The 17407-nt window shown below is 40.2% G+C and carries 25 protein-coding genes and 1 tRNA gene; 10 read left to right on the top strand and 16 right to left on the bottom strand.

The window, feature by feature from the left end; all coding sequences use genetic code 11:
- Positions 1 to 71: 71 nt before the first annotated feature.
- A complete protein-coding gene (locus tag ABEV15_RS13130) occupies positions 72 to 1028 on the bottom strand; it encodes a DMT family transporter (protein WP_498853462.1) in 957 nt (318 codons plus the stop codon).
- Positions 1029 to 1076: 48 nt separating this feature from the next.
- On the opposite strand from ABEV15_RS13130, the gene ABEV15_RS13125 reads away from it, so the two are divergent.
- The 3 genes from ABEV15_RS13125 (at position 1077) to ABEV15_RS13115 (ending at position 2483) form a co-directional block, all read left to right on the top strand.
- Positions 1077 to 1754 carry an MgtC/SapB family protein gene (locus tag ABEV15_RS13125; protein ID WP_429633651.1) on the top strand — a complete coding sequence of 226 codons (678 nt, stop codon included), beginning with the start codon at positions 1077 to 1079 and terminating at the stop codon, positions 1752 to 1754.
- A gap of 283 nt (positions 1755 to 2037) precedes the next feature.
- Complete coding sequence (locus tag ABEV15_RS13120) at positions 2038 to 2364, top strand: HD-GYP domain-containing protein (RefSeq protein WP_429633653.1); 327 nt, start codon at positions 2038 to 2040, stop codon at positions 2362 to 2364.
- A 46-nt stretch (positions 2365 to 2410) separates the two neighbouring features.
- Positions 2411 to 2483: transfer RNA gene (locus ABEV15_RS13115), tRNA-Ala, on the top strand.
- Between the two features lie 37 nt (positions 2484 to 2520).
- On the opposite strand, the gene ABEV15_RS13110 is transcribed toward ABEV15_RS13115, so the two are convergent.
- Positions 2521 to 2700: an H-type small acid-soluble spore protein gene (locus ABEV15_RS13110; RefSeq protein ID WP_429633655.1), complete on the bottom strand. Its 180-nt coding sequence runs from the start codon at positions 2698 to 2700 to the stop codon at positions 2521 to 2523.
- Between the two features lie 103 nt (positions 2701 to 2803).
- On the opposite strand from ABEV15_RS13110, the gene ABEV15_RS13105 reads away from it, so the two are divergent.
- Complete coding sequence (locus tag ABEV15_RS13105) at positions 2804 to 3772, top strand: potassium channel family protein (protein ID WP_429633657.1); 969 nt, start codon at positions 2804 to 2806, stop codon at positions 3770 to 3772.
- Here the strand turns inward: ABEV15_RS13105 and ABEV15_RS13100 are convergent.
- From ABEV15_RS13100 to ABEV15_RS13090, 3 genes are all read right to left on the bottom strand, one after another.
- The gene (locus ABEV15_RS13100) at positions 3764 to 4165 is read right to left on the bottom strand and encodes a YugN-like family protein (protein ID WP_498853461.1); all 402 of its coding nucleotides are present in this window, start codon (positions 4163 to 4165) and stop codon (positions 3764 to 3766) included. The genes ABEV15_RS13105 and ABEV15_RS13100 overlap by 9 nt on opposite strands.
- A 75-nt stretch (positions 4166 to 4240) precedes the next feature.
- Positions 4241 to 5590 carry a glucose-6-phosphate isomerase gene (locus ABEV15_RS13095; RefSeq protein WP_429633661.1) on the bottom strand — a complete coding sequence of 450 codons (1350 nt, stop codon included), beginning with the start codon at positions 5588 to 5590 and terminating at the stop codon, positions 4241 to 4243.
- 110 nt (positions 5591 to 5700) lie between these two features.
- On the bottom strand, positions 5701 to 6861 hold the full coding sequence (locus ABEV15_RS13090; RefSeq protein WP_498853460.1) for an iron-containing alcohol dehydrogenase: 1161 nt from the start codon (positions 6859 to 6861) through the stop codon (positions 5701 to 5703).
- Positions 6862 to 7000: 139 nt separating this feature from the next.
- On the opposite strand from ABEV15_RS13090, the gene ABEV15_RS13085 reads away from it, so the two are divergent.
- On the top strand, positions 7001 to 7234 hold the full coding sequence (locus ABEV15_RS13085; RefSeq protein ID WP_043965046.1) for a DUF378 domain-containing protein: 234 nt from the start codon (positions 7001 to 7003) through the stop codon (positions 7232 to 7234).
- A 7-nt stretch (positions 7235 to 7241) separates the two neighbouring features.
- Here ABEV15_RS13085 and ABEV15_RS13080 read toward each other — a convergent pair whose 3' ends face one another.
- Entirely contained in the window at positions 7242 to 7586 is a 345-nt protein-coding gene (locus ABEV15_RS13080) for a CvfD/Ygs/GSP13 family RNA-binding post-transcriptional regulator (protein ID WP_429633665.1), read from the bottom strand.
- A 130-nt stretch (positions 7587 to 7716) separates the two neighbouring features.
- Here ABEV15_RS13080 and ABEV15_RS13075 point away from each other — a divergent pair, with 130 nt between their 5' ends.
- Positions 7717 to 7845: a helix-turn-helix domain-containing protein gene (locus tag ABEV15_RS13075; RefSeq protein WP_429633667.1), complete on the top strand. Its 129-nt coding sequence runs from the start codon at positions 7717 to 7719 to the stop codon at positions 7843 to 7845.
- 41 nt (positions 7846 to 7886) lie between these two features.
- On the opposite strand, the gene ABEV15_RS13070 is transcribed toward ABEV15_RS13075, so the two are convergent.
- From ABEV15_RS13070 to ABEV15_RS13055, 4 genes are all read right to left on the bottom strand, one after another.
- Complete coding sequence (locus ABEV15_RS13070; protein ID WP_498853459.1) at positions 7887 to 9053, bottom strand: aminotransferase; 1167 nt, start codon at positions 9051 to 9053, stop codon at positions 7887 to 7889.
- Positions 9053 to 9553 (bottom strand): Lrp/AsnC family transcriptional regulator, encoded by a 501-nt coding sequence (locus ABEV15_RS13065; protein ID WP_429635583.1) that lies wholly within the window; start codon positions 9551 to 9553, stop codon positions 9053 to 9055. Before ABEV15_RS13065 ends, ABEV15_RS13070 begins: the two co-directional genes overlap by 1 nt.
- Before the next feature lie 91 nt (positions 9554 to 9644).
- A complete protein-coding gene (locus ABEV15_RS13060; RefSeq protein WP_498853464.1) occupies positions 9645 to 10145 on the bottom strand; it encodes a superoxide dismutase family protein in 501 nt (166 codons plus the stop codon).
- A gap of 65 nt (positions 10146 to 10210) precedes the next feature.
- Complete coding sequence (locus tag ABEV15_RS13055) at positions 10211 to 10408, bottom strand: hypothetical protein (RefSeq protein ID WP_429633672.1); 198 nt, start codon at positions 10406 to 10408, stop codon at positions 10211 to 10213.
- A gap of 137 nt (positions 10409 to 10545) precedes the next feature.
- Here ABEV15_RS13055 and ABEV15_RS13050 point away from each other — a divergent pair, with 137 nt between their 5' ends.
- Together ABEV15_RS13050 and ABEV15_RS13045 are read left to right on the top strand one after the other, a co-directional pair.
- Complete coding sequence (locus ABEV15_RS13050; protein ID WP_498853458.1) at positions 10546 to 11871, top strand: ArsB/NhaD family transporter; 1326 nt, start codon at positions 10546 to 10548, stop codon at positions 11869 to 11871.
- 63 nt (positions 11872 to 11934) lie between these two features.
- Positions 11935 to 12231 carry a YuzC family spore coat inner layer protein gene (locus ABEV15_RS13045; RefSeq protein WP_498853457.1) on the top strand — a complete coding sequence of 99 codons (297 nt, stop codon included), beginning with the start codon at positions 11935 to 11937 and terminating at the stop codon, positions 12229 to 12231.
- Here the strand turns inward: ABEV15_RS13045 and ABEV15_RS13040 are convergent.
- Complete coding sequence (locus tag ABEV15_RS13040) at positions 12219 to 12368, bottom strand: hypothetical protein (protein ID WP_498853456.1); 150 nt, start codon at positions 12366 to 12368, stop codon at positions 12219 to 12221. The two genes, ABEV15_RS13045 and ABEV15_RS13040, sit on opposite strands and share 13 nt — an antisense overlap.
- A 110-nt stretch (positions 12369 to 12478) precedes the next feature.
- On the opposite strand from ABEV15_RS13040, the gene ABEV15_RS13035 reads away from it, so the two are divergent.
- The gene (locus ABEV15_RS13035; RefSeq protein ID WP_498853455.1) at positions 12479 to 13063 is read left to right on the top strand and encodes a biotin transporter BioY; all 585 of its coding nucleotides are present in this window, start codon (positions 12479 to 12481) and stop codon (positions 13061 to 13063) included.
- A 20-nt stretch (positions 13064 to 13083) separates the two neighbouring features.
- On the opposite strand, the gene spsC is transcribed toward ABEV15_RS13035, so the two are convergent.
- The 4 genes from spsC to ABEV15_RS13015 all read right to left on the bottom strand — a co-directional run bounded on the left by spsC (position 13084) and on the right by ABEV15_RS13015 (position 15709).
- Positions 13084 to 13791, bottom strand: coding sequence for a stationary phase survival protein SpsC (gene spsC, locus ABEV15_RS13030; protein ID WP_498853454.1), 708 nt, complete (start codon positions 13789 to 13791; stop codon positions 13084 to 13086).
- A 96-nt stretch (positions 13792 to 13887) separates the two neighbouring features.
- Positions 13888 to 14211 (bottom strand): YuiB family protein, encoded by a 324-nt coding sequence (locus tag ABEV15_RS13025; RefSeq protein ID WP_429633685.1) that lies wholly within the window; start codon positions 14209 to 14211, stop codon positions 13888 to 13890.
- Between the two features lie 57 nt (positions 14212 to 14268).
- Positions 14269 to 14397 (bottom strand): YuiA family protein, encoded by a 129-nt coding sequence (locus tag ABEV15_RS13020; RefSeq protein WP_498853453.1) that lies wholly within the window; start codon positions 14395 to 14397, stop codon positions 14269 to 14271.
- Positions 14398 to 14491: 94 nt separating this feature from the next.
- Entirely contained in the window at positions 14492 to 15709 is a 1218-nt protein-coding gene (locus tag ABEV15_RS13015) for an NAD(P)/FAD-dependent oxidoreductase (protein WP_498853452.1), read from the bottom strand.
- A 302-nt stretch (positions 15710 to 16011) separates the two neighbouring features.
- Here ABEV15_RS13015 and ABEV15_RS13010 point away from each other — a divergent pair, with 302 nt between their 5' ends.
- The gene (locus tag ABEV15_RS13010) at positions 16012 to 17007 is read left to right on the top strand and encodes an NAD(P)/FAD-dependent oxidoreductase (protein ID WP_429633689.1); all 996 of its coding nucleotides are present in this window, start codon (positions 16012 to 16014) and stop codon (positions 17005 to 17007) included.
- Between the two features lie 29 nt (positions 17008 to 17036).
- Here the strand turns inward: ABEV15_RS13010 and ABEV15_RS13005 are convergent, their stop codons facing one another.
- A complete protein-coding gene (locus ABEV15_RS13005) occupies positions 17037 to 17399 on the bottom strand; it encodes a HesB/IscA family protein (RefSeq protein WP_498853451.1) in 363 nt (120 codons plus the stop codon).
- Positions 17400 to 17407: the final 8 nt, after the last annotated feature.

The raw sequence follows: 17407 nt of genomic DNA, 5'->3' as shown, positions 1-17407 counted from the left end.
TTCAGTTTTCAAGGAACATCTTTACCGCTGTTTAAGCGACTTTTTTAATTTAACATATCATTCTTTTTGTGTCAATAACATTTTTTATATTTTTTTGTTATCTCGTCATAACAGCGACGCTTTATACTATAGCACGTTCTTTTTTTAAACGCAACTATTTTTTTAATTCTTTTTACATGCTTCCCGAACATATACGCTCCTATTCCGACAATAATAAAAAAAGAGCCGATTGCTTGTGACAAATGAACTTTCTCATCTAACCATATATAAGCCAATATGATCGCTCCAATTGGCTCAAGTAAAATAGCCATCGACACCATTGCCGCATTTACCCATTTCATCGCCCAATTAAAAAGGGAGTGACCAAATAAAGTTGGAATGACGGCCAACAAAATGAAATACCACCAGTCTTGTAAATCGTATGAAAAAAATGAATAGCGAAACAATGCGACATATACACTTAATACAATTGACGCAATTCCATAGACGATGTATGTATATGTAATTAAAGTAAGTTGCTTTCGTAAATGTTGACCAACTAACCAATAACCTGTTACCATAGCACATGCTATTAATGCAAGCATATCGCCATAAAGCGCTTCGCCACTTATTTGAAAATCTCCCCAACTAATAATTACACTACCTAAAATCGCAAGTAACGCACTAACCCATTCACTTATTGTCATTTTTTCTTTAAAAAAGAGAAACCCACCAACAAAAGCGAATAGTGGTTGCAACGTAACTAAAACAACGGAGCTTGCAACCGATGTGTAACGAAGTGATTCAAACCAAAGAATAAAATGAAATGCAAGCAACGTTCCGGATAGGGCGGCGAAAGCCCAATCTTGTCGATTCATCCCTTTCGTTTCTCTTCTATGCTTCGCAACAAACAACGGTGTCATCAAAACAACCGCAAAAAAAAGACGATAAAAAGCTGTCACGGCTGATGGGGCTTCTGTAAATTTTACAAAAATAGCTGAGGTAGATATTGAAAATGCCCCAATAATTAATGCAATATATGCTTTCATGCTCATCGTCCTTTCGAATATACTTATTGAAAAAAGGGGGAATGTCTCGTGGATGCTCATGTGCTTATGAAACTTGGAATCTCTGCCATCCTTGGACTTATTATCGGTTTAGAACGAGAACTAAAAAGAAAGCCGATCGGCCTTAAAACATGTCTTGTCATTTCGATTGTGAGCTGCCTACTAACAATCGTATCAATCGAATCAGCATACACATTTCCAAAAGCCGAACATATTAACATGGACCCGCTTCGCCTCGCAGCCCAAATTGTATCAGGTATCGGCTTTCTCGGGGCGGGCGTTATTCTTCGCCGCGGAAACGACAGCATTTCCGGTTTGACAACTGCTGCGCTCATCTGGGGGGCGGCGGGTGTTGGCGTTGCTGTCGGAGCAAATTTTTATATCGAAGCCATTCTCGGTGTTGTCTTTCTTATCGCTAGCGTCGAGCTCATTCCGCTCGTAACAGCCGTTTTTGGTCCGAAACAGCTAAGGGAAAAAGGACTTCTTGTTAAACTGGTCGTATTAGACTCAACAAAAATTTCAGACGTAATAGAAGTTATTAAACAACAAAATATTCGCATTAAAACCGTGCGCATTAAAGATTTAGATAACGGGAACCACTTCGTTGAATTGAAAGTATCTGTCGATCAAAAACGAGAAACAACAGATGTATACGAGTTTATTCATCAAATTCCCTCTATTCGTGGGGTAGATATTGAGAATTTTTAACTTGAAAATCATTATCATTTAAGCTAGCATATATTATGAAACTTACACTCAAATCAAATAGGTGGCGAACTACATGTCCTCTATTATAAAAAACATGGAGCTTTGCTTTCTTATGCGCCAACTCTCAGCAAAGGACGAGCTCACTTTTCTTCATTCATATCGAGTTACAAAAATCGCTTTATCTTTCGCTTCGTTTTTAACAAAAAAGGGAAGTTGTCAGAGGAAGAATTTGCTGAAATAAAAAAACATCCTCTATTTGGCATACATATATTACAACATTATCATGTTTCACAAAAAATTTCTCATATTTCTTTTATATCATCATGAGCGGTGGGACGGAAAAGGATATCCATACAATCGAAAAGGAGAAAATATTCCTTTTTTCGCTCGTCTCGTGGCTTTAGCCGATTCACTCGAAGCGATGACCGGCATTCGTCCGTACCGCACATCACTTACACGGGAAGAAGTTTATGAGGAAATTAAAAAAGGGACAGGCACACAATTTGATCCACGATTAACAACTTCCTTTTTGTTATGGATGGAAAATCATGTGATTCCAATTGAACAAAACACAGAAACAATGATGCAAACAATCCCAATCATCTCATAACATCCATTGACGAAAAAACAAAATGTTTTTACAATAAAAGAAAAAAGGGGCATTAGCTCAGTTGGGAGAGCGTCGTGCTGGCAGCGCGAAGGTCACCGGTTCGAGCCCGGTATGCTCCATAAGAAAAACCCTTGCGATGCAAGGGTTTTTTTCGGTTTACTCCTCCGTTAATTCTTCTACTGGAACGATGTGGCGTTCATGTTCCCGCCCACGCATATGTACCGTAGCTGTTCGCTTTGCTTCATCGTACCCATCGATCCAAACGGATTGGCCATGATAAAATACACGAATATCTTCTGGAGAAGAAACGATTTGCTTCACGCGATTCATATCCAATATGACTCCCTCCTTTCATTTATATCGTTTGTTTTTATAAAGAAAAATATGTAAGAAATTGCACCATCTCGTCTATAATGAATAAAAACAGGAGGGAAAACAAATGAGATGGTATGAATTTCTTGCTTCATATTGGCGGCTTTCTCCGCTAATACGCACCATTTTAACAATTACAATCATTATTTTTTTATTTGGGACCGCTATTCATATCGTTGAACCAAAAACATTTTCAACTGCATTTGACGGCGTATGGTGGGCATTAGTGACAACGACAACGATTGGTTATGGTGATTTCGTACCGCAAACAACGGTAGGGAAACTTGTCGCCATCGCTCTTATTTTAATCGGTACTGCATTCGTCTCTGCTTATTTTGCCGCCCTATCTGCCAAAGCCGTTTCGAGAGAAAACGCTTTATCAGCTGGCGAACTCCCTTACACAAAAGGCAATCATGTCATTTTAGTCGGTTGGAACGAACGCATTCGCCAGCTGCTTGCTTTCATGCCTTCTAACATGCCATGTGTCGTGATCGACGAGACGCTAAAACGTTGGGATGTGCCGGAACATATTCATTTCATTAAAGGAAACCCGACTCATGATGATATATGGAAAAAAGCGAACGTGTCTGAAGCTCACACCGTCATCATTAGCGCCAATCAACATAAAAATGAAACAGAAGCAGATTTAGCGTCCATCGTCACTCTTTTGACAGTCAAATCGCTTCATCCATCCGTATATGCCGTTGTAGAAATATTGACGACACCGCAAGTCGATAACGCAAAACATGCAGGGGCAGATCAAATCATTGAAACGAATCAATGGATCAGTTTCTTAATGGCAAATTGTCTTTCCTCGCCAAACGTGCTAAATGACATCGAGCAACTTAAAAAACATCCAATTGTACGTCTACCTATCCGTGACGAGTGGATTGGCATGTCTTTCGCTTCGATGCTTATCGAGTTAAAAAAAGAAGGGCTATTGCTTATCGGTATAGCAAATGAACAACATGTAACCGTTAATCCACCATCTCATATAGTAATTCAACGGACAGACGAGCTCATTGTCTTACAATAACCGTTCTTCTAAATCTTTGATTAATGTTTTTGCTGTTGCTACATATTGATCAGGCACCGTTGCATCCGGGTCTTCTGGTTCAGAAAATTGATTAAACGAAGCATTGAGATTGCCAATATGCACGTTGTCGTCTAATCCGCGCTGATATTTATGACATAGGACGTATGGGCGTTTCAATTCAACCGTTGCCCCATACGAATTAAGCTGTCCATCTACAGCAACAAATGGAAGACGCAAAAATTGATAGCCGACATCATCTGCCATTTTATAATCAAACGAACCGTGATCATAATCCCAATTTCCACCGATTACGTAACCAAGCGGTTTTAATTGTTGTTCTAACACGTTTAACAAAAACGTTTTTCCTTCTAATTTAGACGGAATTTCAATCATGTTTATCACTCCTCCTCTGCTTGTATCATGCCCAAAAAAAGAGCTTCCCCTTCATACAGGGAAAGCTCTTTTTTGTTATTTTAAACGCTTCTCAAGTTCTGCCTTTTTCTCTTCGTATCCAGGCTTACCAAGAAGGGCAAACATATTTACTTTGTATGCTTCAACACCCGGTTGGTCAAACGGATTGACTCCAAGCAAATATCCGCTCATGGCGCACGCTTTTTCAAAGAAGTAAACGAGATAACCGAATGTATATTCATCTAATCGCGGTAGTGTGACAACTAAGTTTGGCACGCCCCCGTCGGTATGCGCCAACAATGTACCTTCAAACGCTTTTGTGTTGACAAAGTCGACTGTTTTTCCTGCTAAATAATTTAAACCGTCTAAATCGTTATCTTCCGCCTCAATCGTCAACTCATGACGCGGCGTTTCCACTTTTAGCACCGTTTCAAACAAGTCGCGACGTCCTTCTTGCACGTATTGACCTAAAGAATGGAGGTCTGTTGAAAAGTTTGCTGAAGCTGGGAAAATACCTTTTTGATCTTTTCCTTCACTTTCACCAAATAATTGCTTCCACCATTCTGCAAAATATTGTAATGCTGGCTCGTAGTTAATGAGCATTTCAATTGTTTTTCCTTTGTTGTATAGCACGTTACGCACCGCGGCATATTGATAAGCGATATTTTCTTCTAACTCCGATTTGCTGAAATCTTCGCGCGCTTGTGCCGCACCTTTCATCATCGCTTCAATGTCCGCTCCACTTACGGCAATTGGCAATAATCCAACCGCTGTTAAAACGGAGTAGCGTCCACCGACATCATCTGGAATAACAAACGTTTCATATCCTTCTTCCGTTGCTAACGTTTTTAACGCTCCGCGCGCACGGTCTGTTGTTGCGTAAATGCGTTTACGAGCTTCTTCTTTTCCGTATTTTTCTTCAAGGAGCTTACGGAAAATACGAAAGGCAATCGCAGGTTCTGTCGTCGTTCCTGATTTTGAAATGACATTGATCGAAAAATCTTTTCCTTCAAGTAAATCCATGACATCGCGCATATATGTAGAACTAATGTTGTTACCGACGAAAATAATTTGTGGCGTTTTCCGTTTTTCTGTTGGAAGCGCATTGTAAAATGAATGTTGCAACATTTCAATTGCTGCACGAGCGCCTAAATAAGAGCCACCGATGCCGATAACTAGCAATACATCAGAGTCTTCTTGAATTTTTTTCGCTGCTTGCTGGATGCGAGCGAATTCTTCTCGGTCGTATGCGACAGGAAGATCAATCCATCCTAAAAAGTCGTTCCCTTGCCCTGTTTTTTCGTGAAGCGCATGATGTGCTACTTTTACTGCGTCACGCAAATATGTTAGTTCATGTTCGCCGAAAAAAGACAACGCTTTTGAATAGTCAAACTGAATGTGCGTCATGTACGTTTCCTCCTCAATGATAGTATCCTCTTTCACTTTAGCGAAACAACTAACGAGAATCAAGCTGACAAAAACGATGTAAACGGATTCATTATGACATTTTTCGCACTTTATAACGAGGCTTGTAAAATCGTCATGACGTCGTGATGATGCAACTTTTTAAAATTGCCAAACGGCCCGAATGCCATTGCTTTTTCAGCTATGAGTGGCAATGATTCTTCGCCAATGTCATAATCAGCTAATCGACTTGGAGCGCCTAAGCTATTCCAAAACGCACGAAGCTTTTCAATTCCTTCTAACGCGATTTCACGATCTCCTTTCCCTTCTGGATAAACGTTAAACACACGAACGGCTAGTTGCTTAAACCGCTCTATATGTTCATCAAGCACATGTTTCATCCAGTTCGGGAATAAAATCGCTAGTCCACCTGCATGCGGGATGTCATGCACTGCTGATACAGCGTGCTCAATATTGTGCGTTGCCCAATCGCCACGTAGTCCCATGCGCAAAATCCCATTTAACGCCATCGTTCCACAATATAAAATCGTTTCACGATGATCCACGTTTTGCAAGTTTTCAATAAGTTTTGGGGCTGTTTCAATGACTGTTCGTAAAATCGCTTCACACATCCGATCTTGCAACGGCGTATTTGGCGCATGATGAAAATATTGTTCTAATACGTGCGACATGATATCAACAATACCATATACTGTATGATCTTTCGGAACAGTCGTTGTATACATAGGATCTAAAATCGAAAACTGTGGAAAAACAGCTGGGCTGCTCCAACCGTATTTTTCTTTCGTTTCCCAATTTGTAATAACGGAATTCGCGTTCATTTCTGAACCTGTCGCGGCTAACGTTAATACCGTCCCGAGCGGAAGCGCACGTTGAACCGTTATCTTGCGCGAAATAAAATCCCATGCGTCTCCATCGTATAAGGCGCCAGCTGCGATCGCTTTGGCACAATCAATGACGCTTCCACCGCCAATCGCTAAAATAAAATCGATGTTTTCTTCTCGACAAATCTCAATCCCTTTTTGAACAGTAGATAACCGTGGATTCGGCTCGACACCTGATAACTCCGTCCACTGCTTATTCAATGAGCGAAAAACAGCTACGACATCATCATATACACCGTTTTTCTTAATGCTCCCTCCGCCGTACACCATTAAAATACGCTCATACGGAACAAGCTCTTTCTTTAATTGCTCAATTTGTCCTTTCCCAAAAATCAATTTTGTTGGATTGTAGAAAATGAAATTTTCCATAAATATCCCTCCTTTTTTTCATTATTTATGAAATCAACAAATAAGTAAAGAAACTTGCATTTTTTCTTTCATGTTATGCATATTTCAAAAACAATCATCCATTCTATAAGTGAATACAATGTTTTAAAGGAGGATGACCATGAGTACGTTACAACGAATCGCACTATTGCTTACTGTTATTGGCGCACTTAACTGGGGGCTCATTGGCTTTTTCCGTTTCGATCTTGTGGCAGCCATTTTCGGCGGACAAGCATCGGCATTTGCTCGCATTGTTTATGCTCTTGTTGGAATTGCGGGGCTCATTAATCTCGTACTTCTGTTTAAACCAGCGGAAGAGCTCGGACGTACAGAACCAAAAATGTCAAGGACATAAACACAACTCACCGATCACTCGGTGAGTTGTATTGTTTTTTCGCTTCTGCAATCCACTTTTCTAGTTGCATTTTCAATGGTTGAAATCCTAAAGGGGTTTCGATATTCATTGTTTCATGATCAACATCTCGTAAAGATAAGCTAATTCGCTTCGTTTTTTCATCAATCGCAATAATTTTTACCCGAACGGACTGTCCGACATCCACATAATCGTAAATATTTCTTACATATCCATCTGTAATTTCTGAAATATGGATGAGTCCTTGTGTTCGTTCATCAAGCGATACAAATATGCCGTACGGCTGTATTCCCGTCACAATACCCGTAACGATCGCACCTTCCTTCCACTCCAAATGAAACACTCCCCGTTTTTTGAAAAATTGTAACATAATTCGCTTAAAAAGTGTTAATTTTGTTCACGAGTATAAATAGGAACATGGTATGATAAACATGTAAATGAAATTGCGAGAGGTGGGAGAATAAATGAGCACAATTGGTGAAAATATTCGCACGTATCGGGAACAGCGAAATATGTCACAACAAGAGTTAGCGATGAAAGTACGTGTAGGGGTAGCAACGATTCAAAATACGCGTCATGCAAATGTTATATGAACTCAAATCAATAAAGAAAGCTGACGATCGTGTCAGCTTTTTTATAGTCGCCCAAGAAATCGCTTCATGCGCCGAATCGCCTCTTGCAACTGTTCGAGCGATGATGCATATGAACAACGAATATATCCTTCACCGCTTGCACCAAACACATGACCGGGAACGACAGCAACTTTTTCCTCTAACAATAAACGCTCTGCAAACTGCTCTGACGTCATGCCGGTTGACTGAATAGACGGAAATGCATAAAACGCCCCTCCCGGCATATGACAAGAAAGGCCAATTTCATTTAACGATTGAACAAAAAAGTTGCGTCGTTGTCGATAACTTTTTTTCATTTGCTCGACGTCAGCTGCTCCGTTTTTCAACGCCTCAATAGCTGCATATTGCGCCATCGTCGGAGCACACATCATCGTGTATTGATGAATTTTTAATATCGCTGTAGCTAATGTTTTTGGCGCAGCAAGAAAACCGAGGCGCCATCCCGTCATCGCAAACCCTTTTGAAAATCCGTTAATTAAAATTGTTCGCTCTCGCATATGAGCAATGGCAGGAAAGCTTGTATATTGTTCGTCGTAACATAACTCTGCATAAATTTCATCCGAAATGACAAGCAAATCGTGCTTCGCTACGATGCGGGCAATTTGCGCAAGTTCTTCTGCATGTAGCACCGTCCCAGTCGGATTATTCGGCGAACAAATGATTAATGCTTTCGTTTTCGGTGTCACAACTTGTTCAATTTGTTCAGGTTGAAGCTTAAACTGTTGTTTTCCGCTCGTTTGAATTGGAATTGGCACGCCTCCTGCTAACGCAACAAGCGGTGCGTACGAAACGAAGCTTGGCTCAACAACAATAACTTCATCGCCTGGATTAATAATGGCGCGAAGGGATACGTCAAGCGCTTGACTTGCTCCGACCGTCACAATAATTTCATCAGCCGGATCATACAACACGTGAAAGCGGCGCGCCAAATAATCGCTAATTTCTTTTCGTAATTCCCACAAACCAGCGTTTGCAGTATATGATGTATATCCTTGTTCGAGTGATAAAATACAAGCCTCACGCACACTCCAAGGAGTAATAAAATCGGGCTCACCGACCCCAAGTGAAATAACCCCTTCCATGCTTGCCGCTAAATCAAAAAAGCGGCGAATACCGGATGGTTTTAAGCGAGACACCGTTTCAGATACGTATGTTTTCGTCTTTCGCATCATGGAGCCACCACGATTCTTCGATCTTGATCGCCTTGTTCAAATACAGTGCCATCATGCTTATATTTCTTTAAAATAAAATGAGTTGTCGTTGAAATAACAGAGTCAAGCGTCGATAATTTTTCAGAAACAAAATGAGCGATTTCAGACATGGAACGCCCTTCAATCACAACGGATAAATCGTACGCGCCAGACATTAAATATACAGATTTGACTTCTGGAAAACGATAAATGCGTTCAGCTACCTCATCGAATCCAACGCCGCGCTTCGGTGTCACTTTTACATCAATCATCGCTGTTACACCTTCATGCCCATCCACTTTCCGCCAATCCACAATAGCTGCGTATTGCACAATGACTTTTGCTTCCTCTAACTTTTTTATCATATGCTCCAATTCCGAAACAGGGAGAGAAAGCATTTTCGCCATTGTCTCAATCGGCAATCGCGCGTTTTTTTCTAACAGTTCAACGATTTCGATTTCTTTTTCAGTTAACTTCATCATGAATCCCCCCTGCCATAAATTCTCACACAATTTAGAAAAAAATGCACGTATTTTTTCAAAAAAATAAGCAAGTCGAAATCGCTTGCTGCTACGGTTTTTTTATAACACCGCATGCGATTCGCTTGCCTGCATTGCCTGCTGGTTGAGACATGCCATCATCCTTTCCTTCATGAATCACTATGGATGTTCCGTCTCTTGTGATTAGACTGTTTTTCTCTTCCGTTAAATTCACATTTGGAGCCATCAGTTGTATTTTCACCGTTCCGTCTTCTTTTACAATTAAGTTTGGTAAATCGCCTGCATGCGCTCCCTCTGGATGAAGAAGACCGTGTTGTTTTCCTTCTGGGTTAAAATGTTTGCCAGCTGATTGAAATGTAGGTGGCTTACATTTTCCTTTATCATGAATATGAATGGCATGCTCGCCTGGTGGCAGTCCTTCTAAATCAATGTCAAGCTTAACTCCTTCAGGTTGTTGAGACATTTGAATCGTCCCAAGTGAATCACCATCTTCATTGATCATATTTACATCGATGTTTTTTACTTTCTCTTCCATACAACCACTTATAAGTAATAAGCTCATGCATAGCATAACTTGACGCACAATAAGCCCCCCAACTACATATTTACAGCTTATTATGCCCTGTTTTTGTTCAATTAGTCGTCTACATGTTGTTTTTTCAACTGTTCTTCTAATTGCTTCGCTTTTTCTTCTTGACGTTTTGAGATTTTTATAATCAATCGCATCGTCAACACCGCAGCGATGAAAAATGCCATAAACGAAATGGCAGCAGGAATGTATTCGGTTTTATCTTCTGGAAAGTATAAAAACAGTCCAAATATGATGTTAGTCATACAATCAACCTTTCCGTATATCGTCTCATCAATCGATTATACCATAAAGGCAATTGTTTCACTTTGTAAAAAGGAATATAATTGGATTTGTAAACAATTCAGCCAGTGAAAAACTGCAAAAAGAAAGGATGACAGACGTGCATGAGACAATAACTCATGAAGTAAGCAACTTTCAATATTATGCGGCTATTACTATCTTTTTGATTACATACGCCATAATCATTTCAGAAAAAGTTAATCGTGCTGTGATCGCTTTATTAGGTGCTGCTTTTATGATCATTTTTGGCATTGTTGACTTGAACGCAGCGTATACCCATCATATCGAATGGGGGACAATTACGCTTTTAATCGGCATGATGATTCTTGTTAATATTACGAGTAAGTCAGGTTTTTTTCAATATGTAGCAGTCAAAGCTGCAAAAATGGCGAAAGGGAGTCCGATTAACATTTTAGTCATTTTGTCATTACTGACAGCTGCCCTTTCCGCCTTTCTCGACAATGTCACAACGGTATTACTCGTTGTCCCGGTGACATTTTCCATTACACGCATGTTAGAAGTAGACCCTGTTCCATTTTTAATTTCTCAAGTGCTTTTTTCGAACATCGGAGGAACAGCAACGTTAATCGGAGATCCACCGAACATTATGATCGGCTCTGCAAATAAACATTTAACATTTAACGACTTTTTATTTAATTTGGGTCCTGTCATTTTAATTATCGCGCTAGTCATTGTCTCGATTTTGTACGTGGTTTATCGCAAACGTCTTCAATCAAACGCAGCGCTCATCGAACAGCTCATGAAAATTGATGAAAGACAATATATTAAAGATGCGGTGCTATTAAAAAAGTCTGTTACTATCCTTGGATTAACCATTTTAGGATTTACGCTTCATTCGGTGATTCATGTGGATGCAGCGGTCATTGCGATGATCGGAGCCGTTCTTTTAATGCTCATCGGCGTAAAAGAACATGATTTAGAAGAAGTATTTGCTTCTATCGAATGGACAACTATTTTCTTCTTTGTTGGATTGTTTACGCTCGTTGGCGGGCTCGTCGATATTGGGCTCATTAAAAGTTTGGCAGAAAAAGCATTAGAAATTACCGGTGGCGATATTCATGCCGCGTCTTACTTAATTCTTTGGGTATCTGGAATCGCATCAGCAACCATTGACAACATCCCTTTTGTTGCGACGATGATTCCACTCATTCAAGACATGGCAGTCGGTATGGGGTTATCTCCGGATTCAGCACAAATTGACGTTCTATGGTGGGCTTTAGCGCTTGGCGCTTGCTTAGGTGGAAATGGAACATTAATTGGGGCATCTGCGAACGTCATCGTTGCAGGCATGGCTTCACGTGAAGGACATGGATTTAGCTACTTTGATTTTCTAAAAATCGGGGCACCGCTCACGCTCATTTCTTTACTTATTTCACACGCTTATATTTTCATTCGTTACTTATAAAAACGCTCGCCTTTGAGCGTTTTTTTCTTTTTATCATATACTGCTTGCAAGGAGGGAAAAAAGATGTATCCAAATGTTGATATTACGCAATTTACACAATCGGCAAAAGCTGTGCAAAAGCTGTTAAAAGAGGCAACTGCTATTTCTACAAAAATCGGAAACGATCCAGTTTTTGCAAAACAATTAATGGAAAAAGCACAACAATCGAAACAAGAAGAAGTGCAGAAGCAACTACAATCCATTGGTGTGGAATCAGAAATGAAAATCTCCTTTAATCCAAATACGATCCATATTACGCTTTCTCCAAAAAAAGGCGAGTCGCCGTGCTGTCAACTCACCTTTTTTCTTTACTGGCGATAATTCGGTGCCGCCATTTGTTTTTCACCAATATGTGCTGCATCGCGCAAATCATGTCCGTCATCTGTTTCACTCACATGAATGATATCTTCTTTCACCCCTAATCGATTTGCGCGAAGCAATTGTTCTTCTTCTTTCATTGTCATCCCTCCATACCGTTATATTGTACAAGTACATGTCACTTATGTATTGACATTTTTTGTTTTATCGGCTACGATTTTGTTAACTATCAAAATAAGGAGGTTAACAAATGAAAGCGAAAGATTTAACATTTATCGCCATGTTTGCCGCGCTTATGGCGATTGGAGCAAACATTACATCGTGGGCACCTTTTCTTGTCATCGGAGGGGTTCCTATTACGCTACAAACGTTTTTTTGCGTATTAGCCGGCGCCATTCTCGGAGCAAAACGCGGCGCGATGGCAATGACAGTGTATATGCTCATTGGACTGTTCGGTGCGCCTGTTTTCGCCCGTTTTAACGGAGGGTTCTCGATATTCGTTGCTCCAACATTTGGCTTTATTCTTTCTTTTATTCTTGCCGCTTACGTTACTGGCTTATTGGTTGAAAAAAGCGCAAACCGTTCGATAGCGCGTTTTATTACCGCAACAATCGTCGGTATGATCATTAACTATGTTGTAGGAACGAATTGGATGTACATGGCATATAAGTTATGGGCTGAAGCACCAGAAGGCTTTTCATACAAAATGGCCTGGAGCTGGATGCTTGTTCCACTTCCAAAAGATATCATTTTATCAGTTGTTGCTGGTGTCATCGCACCACGCATTTACAAAGCGCTAAACGAACACCAAACATATAACGAAAACGTTGCATAACGAAGAAAAAGGAAGTTGGGTTATAGCCCGACTTCCTTTTCCTCTTTCTTTATATATTGTTGCCGAAACACTTGCATTGATTCATTTTCGTTTAGTGCGATCATCTCTTGCTCCGATAATGTCCCATCTCCGCGTTTGACGACATATACTTTTACTTTTTTCTTTCCCCAATGTTTATACACATCATCTACTGTTTCATAGTATAAATCAATTTTATGACCTTTAATTGCTGATCCTGTATCTGCGACAACACCGTATCCGTATCCTGGAATAAATAAAATTGTTCCGATTGGGAAAACGTTCAAATCTGCTGCGATTGTTGAGTACAAATCACGTTTTACACTCACACCCGAATATGTAATGCCATAACTCGGGTGATCGGGCGTTTTTCCCGTTGATTCTACTCCAGCTGTGTAACCCGTTGCTACAACAGTAACAGATGGATACTGTGACCAATCGAATGCTTCTTCTAACGTCAACGATTCGTTTGTTGTTTGTTGCGATGATAGTTGTGTCGCCCGCTTTTCATTTCTTTGAAAACGCTCAGCTACATATTCACACGTATCTACTGAAAATAATGATTTGAACGGGAAAAAAGAAAAACGTGAAGGTGAAAACCAATCCGATAGCATTTTCGCTTCAACGCCCGATATAGATTGAAATGTCGTCATGAACGCACATAGAAACAATACAACCATGGTCGTTCTTCTTAACCATTTTATACCCATTTATTCACTCCTCCCACGGTTGTATTTCTTTCCAACATTCAAAAAAAATATACATCAGCCGCGAGGAAAATAAAAAACCTCCACGATTGTGAAGGTTTAAAACATACGATATCCTTTTTTTCGTAACGTCTGAATAACAACACCTGAAACGATTGCGCCTACAATGCCGCTACTTAAAATCATTACATCTGCACTTGCTAACGATCCAATGCGCTCTTTCACATGGATAAAAGAAGCAGATGGATTTGTCACGTAGTCCATTACAGAAATTTGATCGATCCACAATAATAAAACAAATGGACTTAATACCGCCATCGTCCACGTCGTCCGCAAAATCATATTTAATAAAAAGCCAATACCGAAAAATAAAACGAAAAACAATAAAATAGAAATGAATAAAACAGGAATGCTCATCTCCATACGTTTTCACCTCCAATACACCATTTTAAGTGTACTGAAAGCGAAAACATGAGTCAATTATTGCTTTATCACTACTTCATCTTTTTCTAATCCCGTCCCCTCGCAATAGTAACACGTTTCCGAACCACCAACTGCAACATGAACATAACCGTTCCCCGAACAATACTGACATGTTGTTTTATTCATAACCATCTCTCCTTTTTTCTTAATTTTCTGATAATTATACATAAAGATAAATGATTTGTAAAGAAAAAACGAGCGAAACGTCACTTCGCTCGTTTTATAGTAGTTTAAATTTTCCTTTTTTCACAACTAGCGCTGGACCGCCAATTAAGTAAAGGGCGCGGTTGTCAATCACTTTTTTCATGACGCTTGCTTTTGTACCCCAAATTTTCTTGCCGAATACGACACCAATCGCATCGTCATGACCAAGCGAACATACAGTTCCCTTTAAATCTGGTTTAAATGGTTGCAATTCACCTTGACCACGAATTAATACAGCTAAGTTTTTCGCACAAACTTCTCCTTGTTGCATTGCAATTTGCGCTGTTGGAGGATACGGACGATTCGTTTCTTCGTTAATGATTAACGCGCAATCCCCGACAACAAACACATCTTCATGGCCTGGCGCACGCAAGAACGGATCAACCTTCACGCGACCGCGCATCGCTTCAAAGCCAGATTCATCAATAACGCGGCTTCCGCGCACCCCAGCTGCCCATACAACAGTTCCTGCTTTAATTTCTTCTACTTGGTCATCTTTGCTAACGATAATGCCTTCTGGTGTGCACTCTTTAATCGCCGTGCCGATTTTAAACTCCACACCTTTTTTCTCAAGAACATTTACCGCATATTCAACAAGCTCTGGATCAAAGCCAGGAAGAACCGTTGGCGCCGCTTCCACACAGATGATGCGCACTTTATGTGGATCAACATCATATTCACGGCAAAGTTCAGGAACACGGTTAACTAGCTCACCTAAAAATTCGATTCCTGTAAATCCTGCGCCTCCAACTACAATAGTCAAGCGCTCATCACGTTTTTCTTCTTCTGTGTTATATGTCGCAAATTGGTACTCAATATGCTCGCGAATTTGACGAGCGGCATTGACGTTGGCGATCGAAAAGGCATATTCTTTTAAGCCTTTAATACCGAACGTTTCTGATTCGAATCCAAGCGCAACAACTAAATAATCATACGTTAATGGTTCATGATTTTGAAGCAACACTTGTTTTTCTTCGAGGTTGATTTTTTCAACCGTATCTTGAATGAATTTTACTTTACTTTGGTCGATGACGTCAGCAATTGCATAGCGAGCGCGCTCGTGGTGCAACGTTCCTGCTGCCGCCTCATGCAACCATGTTGATTCATAATGGTAATCGTGTTTGTTGACAAGCGTAACACTTGCTTCGTTGACGCCAATCATTTTTTGTAAACGCGTCACTGTCATTAATCCAGCATAACCTGCACCTAGTACGACAACGTTTGGCTTTTTCAAGCGAACCACTTCCACCTTTTCTTATTTTTTTTAGCATGTGCTTTTTGAACGATTTTTATCGTTTAGAGAGTTTGTGAATTTATTCACGAAACAGACCAAAAAAATACAACGTTTTGTAACAAAGTTGTCATTTCTACGTTAACATCTTATTCTTTTTTTCTCTCTTTTTCAAGAGTTATTTGTTCAATTTTTGGACATAATTTTTGTCGAGCGCATGTCGAAATTTTCAAAACAAAAAAAGCACTCAACCAGTTTTTATGGTATGATAATACATGAAAATTTACGTTTTAGGAGGAATGAACGTGAAAGAAGATCAAAAAGTGTACGATATTACCGTTATCGGCGGTGGTCCTGTCGGCTTATTTACAGCGTTTTATGCTGGGATGCGTCAAGCGAGCGTGAAAATTATCGAAAGTTTGCCGCAGCTTGGCGGACAGCTTTCTGCGCTTTACCCAGAAAAATACATATATGATGTAGCGGGTTTTCCAAAAATTCGTGCACAGCAACTGATCGACAACTTAAAAGAACAAATGAGCAAATTCAATCCAACAATTTGCTTAGAACAATCTGTTGAAAAGTTAGAAAAACGAGAAGACGGCACATTTAAACTGACGACAAATAAAGAAATTCATTACTCCAAAGCGGTCATCATTACTGCAGGAAACGGCGCATTTCAACCTCGTCGGTTAGAGCTCGAAAGCGCTGCACAGTATGAAGGAAAAAACTTACACTACTTCGTTGACGATTTAAATAAGTTTGCTGGTCAAAACGTACTTGTATGCGGTGGTGGTGACTCTGCAGTTGACTGGGCGCTTATGCTTGAACCAATTGCTAAAAAGGTAACCATCGTACATCGCCGCGAGAAATTCCGTGCGCATGAACATAGCGTTGAAAATTTAATGAAATCGTCTGTTGATGTAAAAACGCCGTTCGTTCCTGTTGAATTGATCGGAGATGAAAACGGTATCAAACAAGTCGTTTTAGAAGAAGTAAAAACGAAAGCACGCGAAACGATTGATGTTGATGCAGTCATCGTCAACTACGGATTTGTTTCTTCGCTCGGTCCGATTAAAGAATGGGGATTAGAAATTGAGAAAAACTCCATTAAAGTTAACTCCAAAATGGAAACAAATATGCCGGGCGTGTATGCGGCAGGAGATATTTGCACGTATGATGGAAAAGTGAAATTAATTGCTTGCGGATTTGGTGAAGCACCAACAGCAGTCAATAACGCAAAATCATATATTGATCCAAGTGCAAAAGTACAACCGCTTCATTCTACATCAATGTTTGAGTAAGAAAAAAGGCCTCCACATCGGGGGCCCTTTTAACATTCTTCCGGCGTGCCAGCATGAGTCGCTGTACGGAACGATGAACCGCAGCCGCATGAAGCAATAGCGTTCGGGTTATGAATCGTAAATCCGCCGCCCATCGCTGTTTGTTCGTAATCAATCGTCGTTCCTTTTAATACAAGTGCACTTTCTTTATCGATTAGTATACGCAAGCCGTTTTGTTCAAACTCATGATCGTCCTCACGCTTATCGTGGTCAAATCCCATCGCATAAGATAACCCGCTGCATCCTCCACCATAAACGCCGACACGAAAATAAGCGTTTTCTTCTCCGCTTTCTTTCATCATCTGCTTCACTTGCTCCACTGCTTTTTCTGTTAATATAACGATCTGTTCCATTCGACTTC

Origin of the sequence: Bhargavaea massiliensis, assembly GCF_050480245.1 — a bacterium.
In the GTDB taxonomy this organism is placed as follows: Bacteria; Bacillota; Bacilli; order Bacillales; family Anoxybacillaceae; genus Anoxybacillus.
This window is presented reverse-complemented; position numbering and strand designations above follow the sequence as displayed.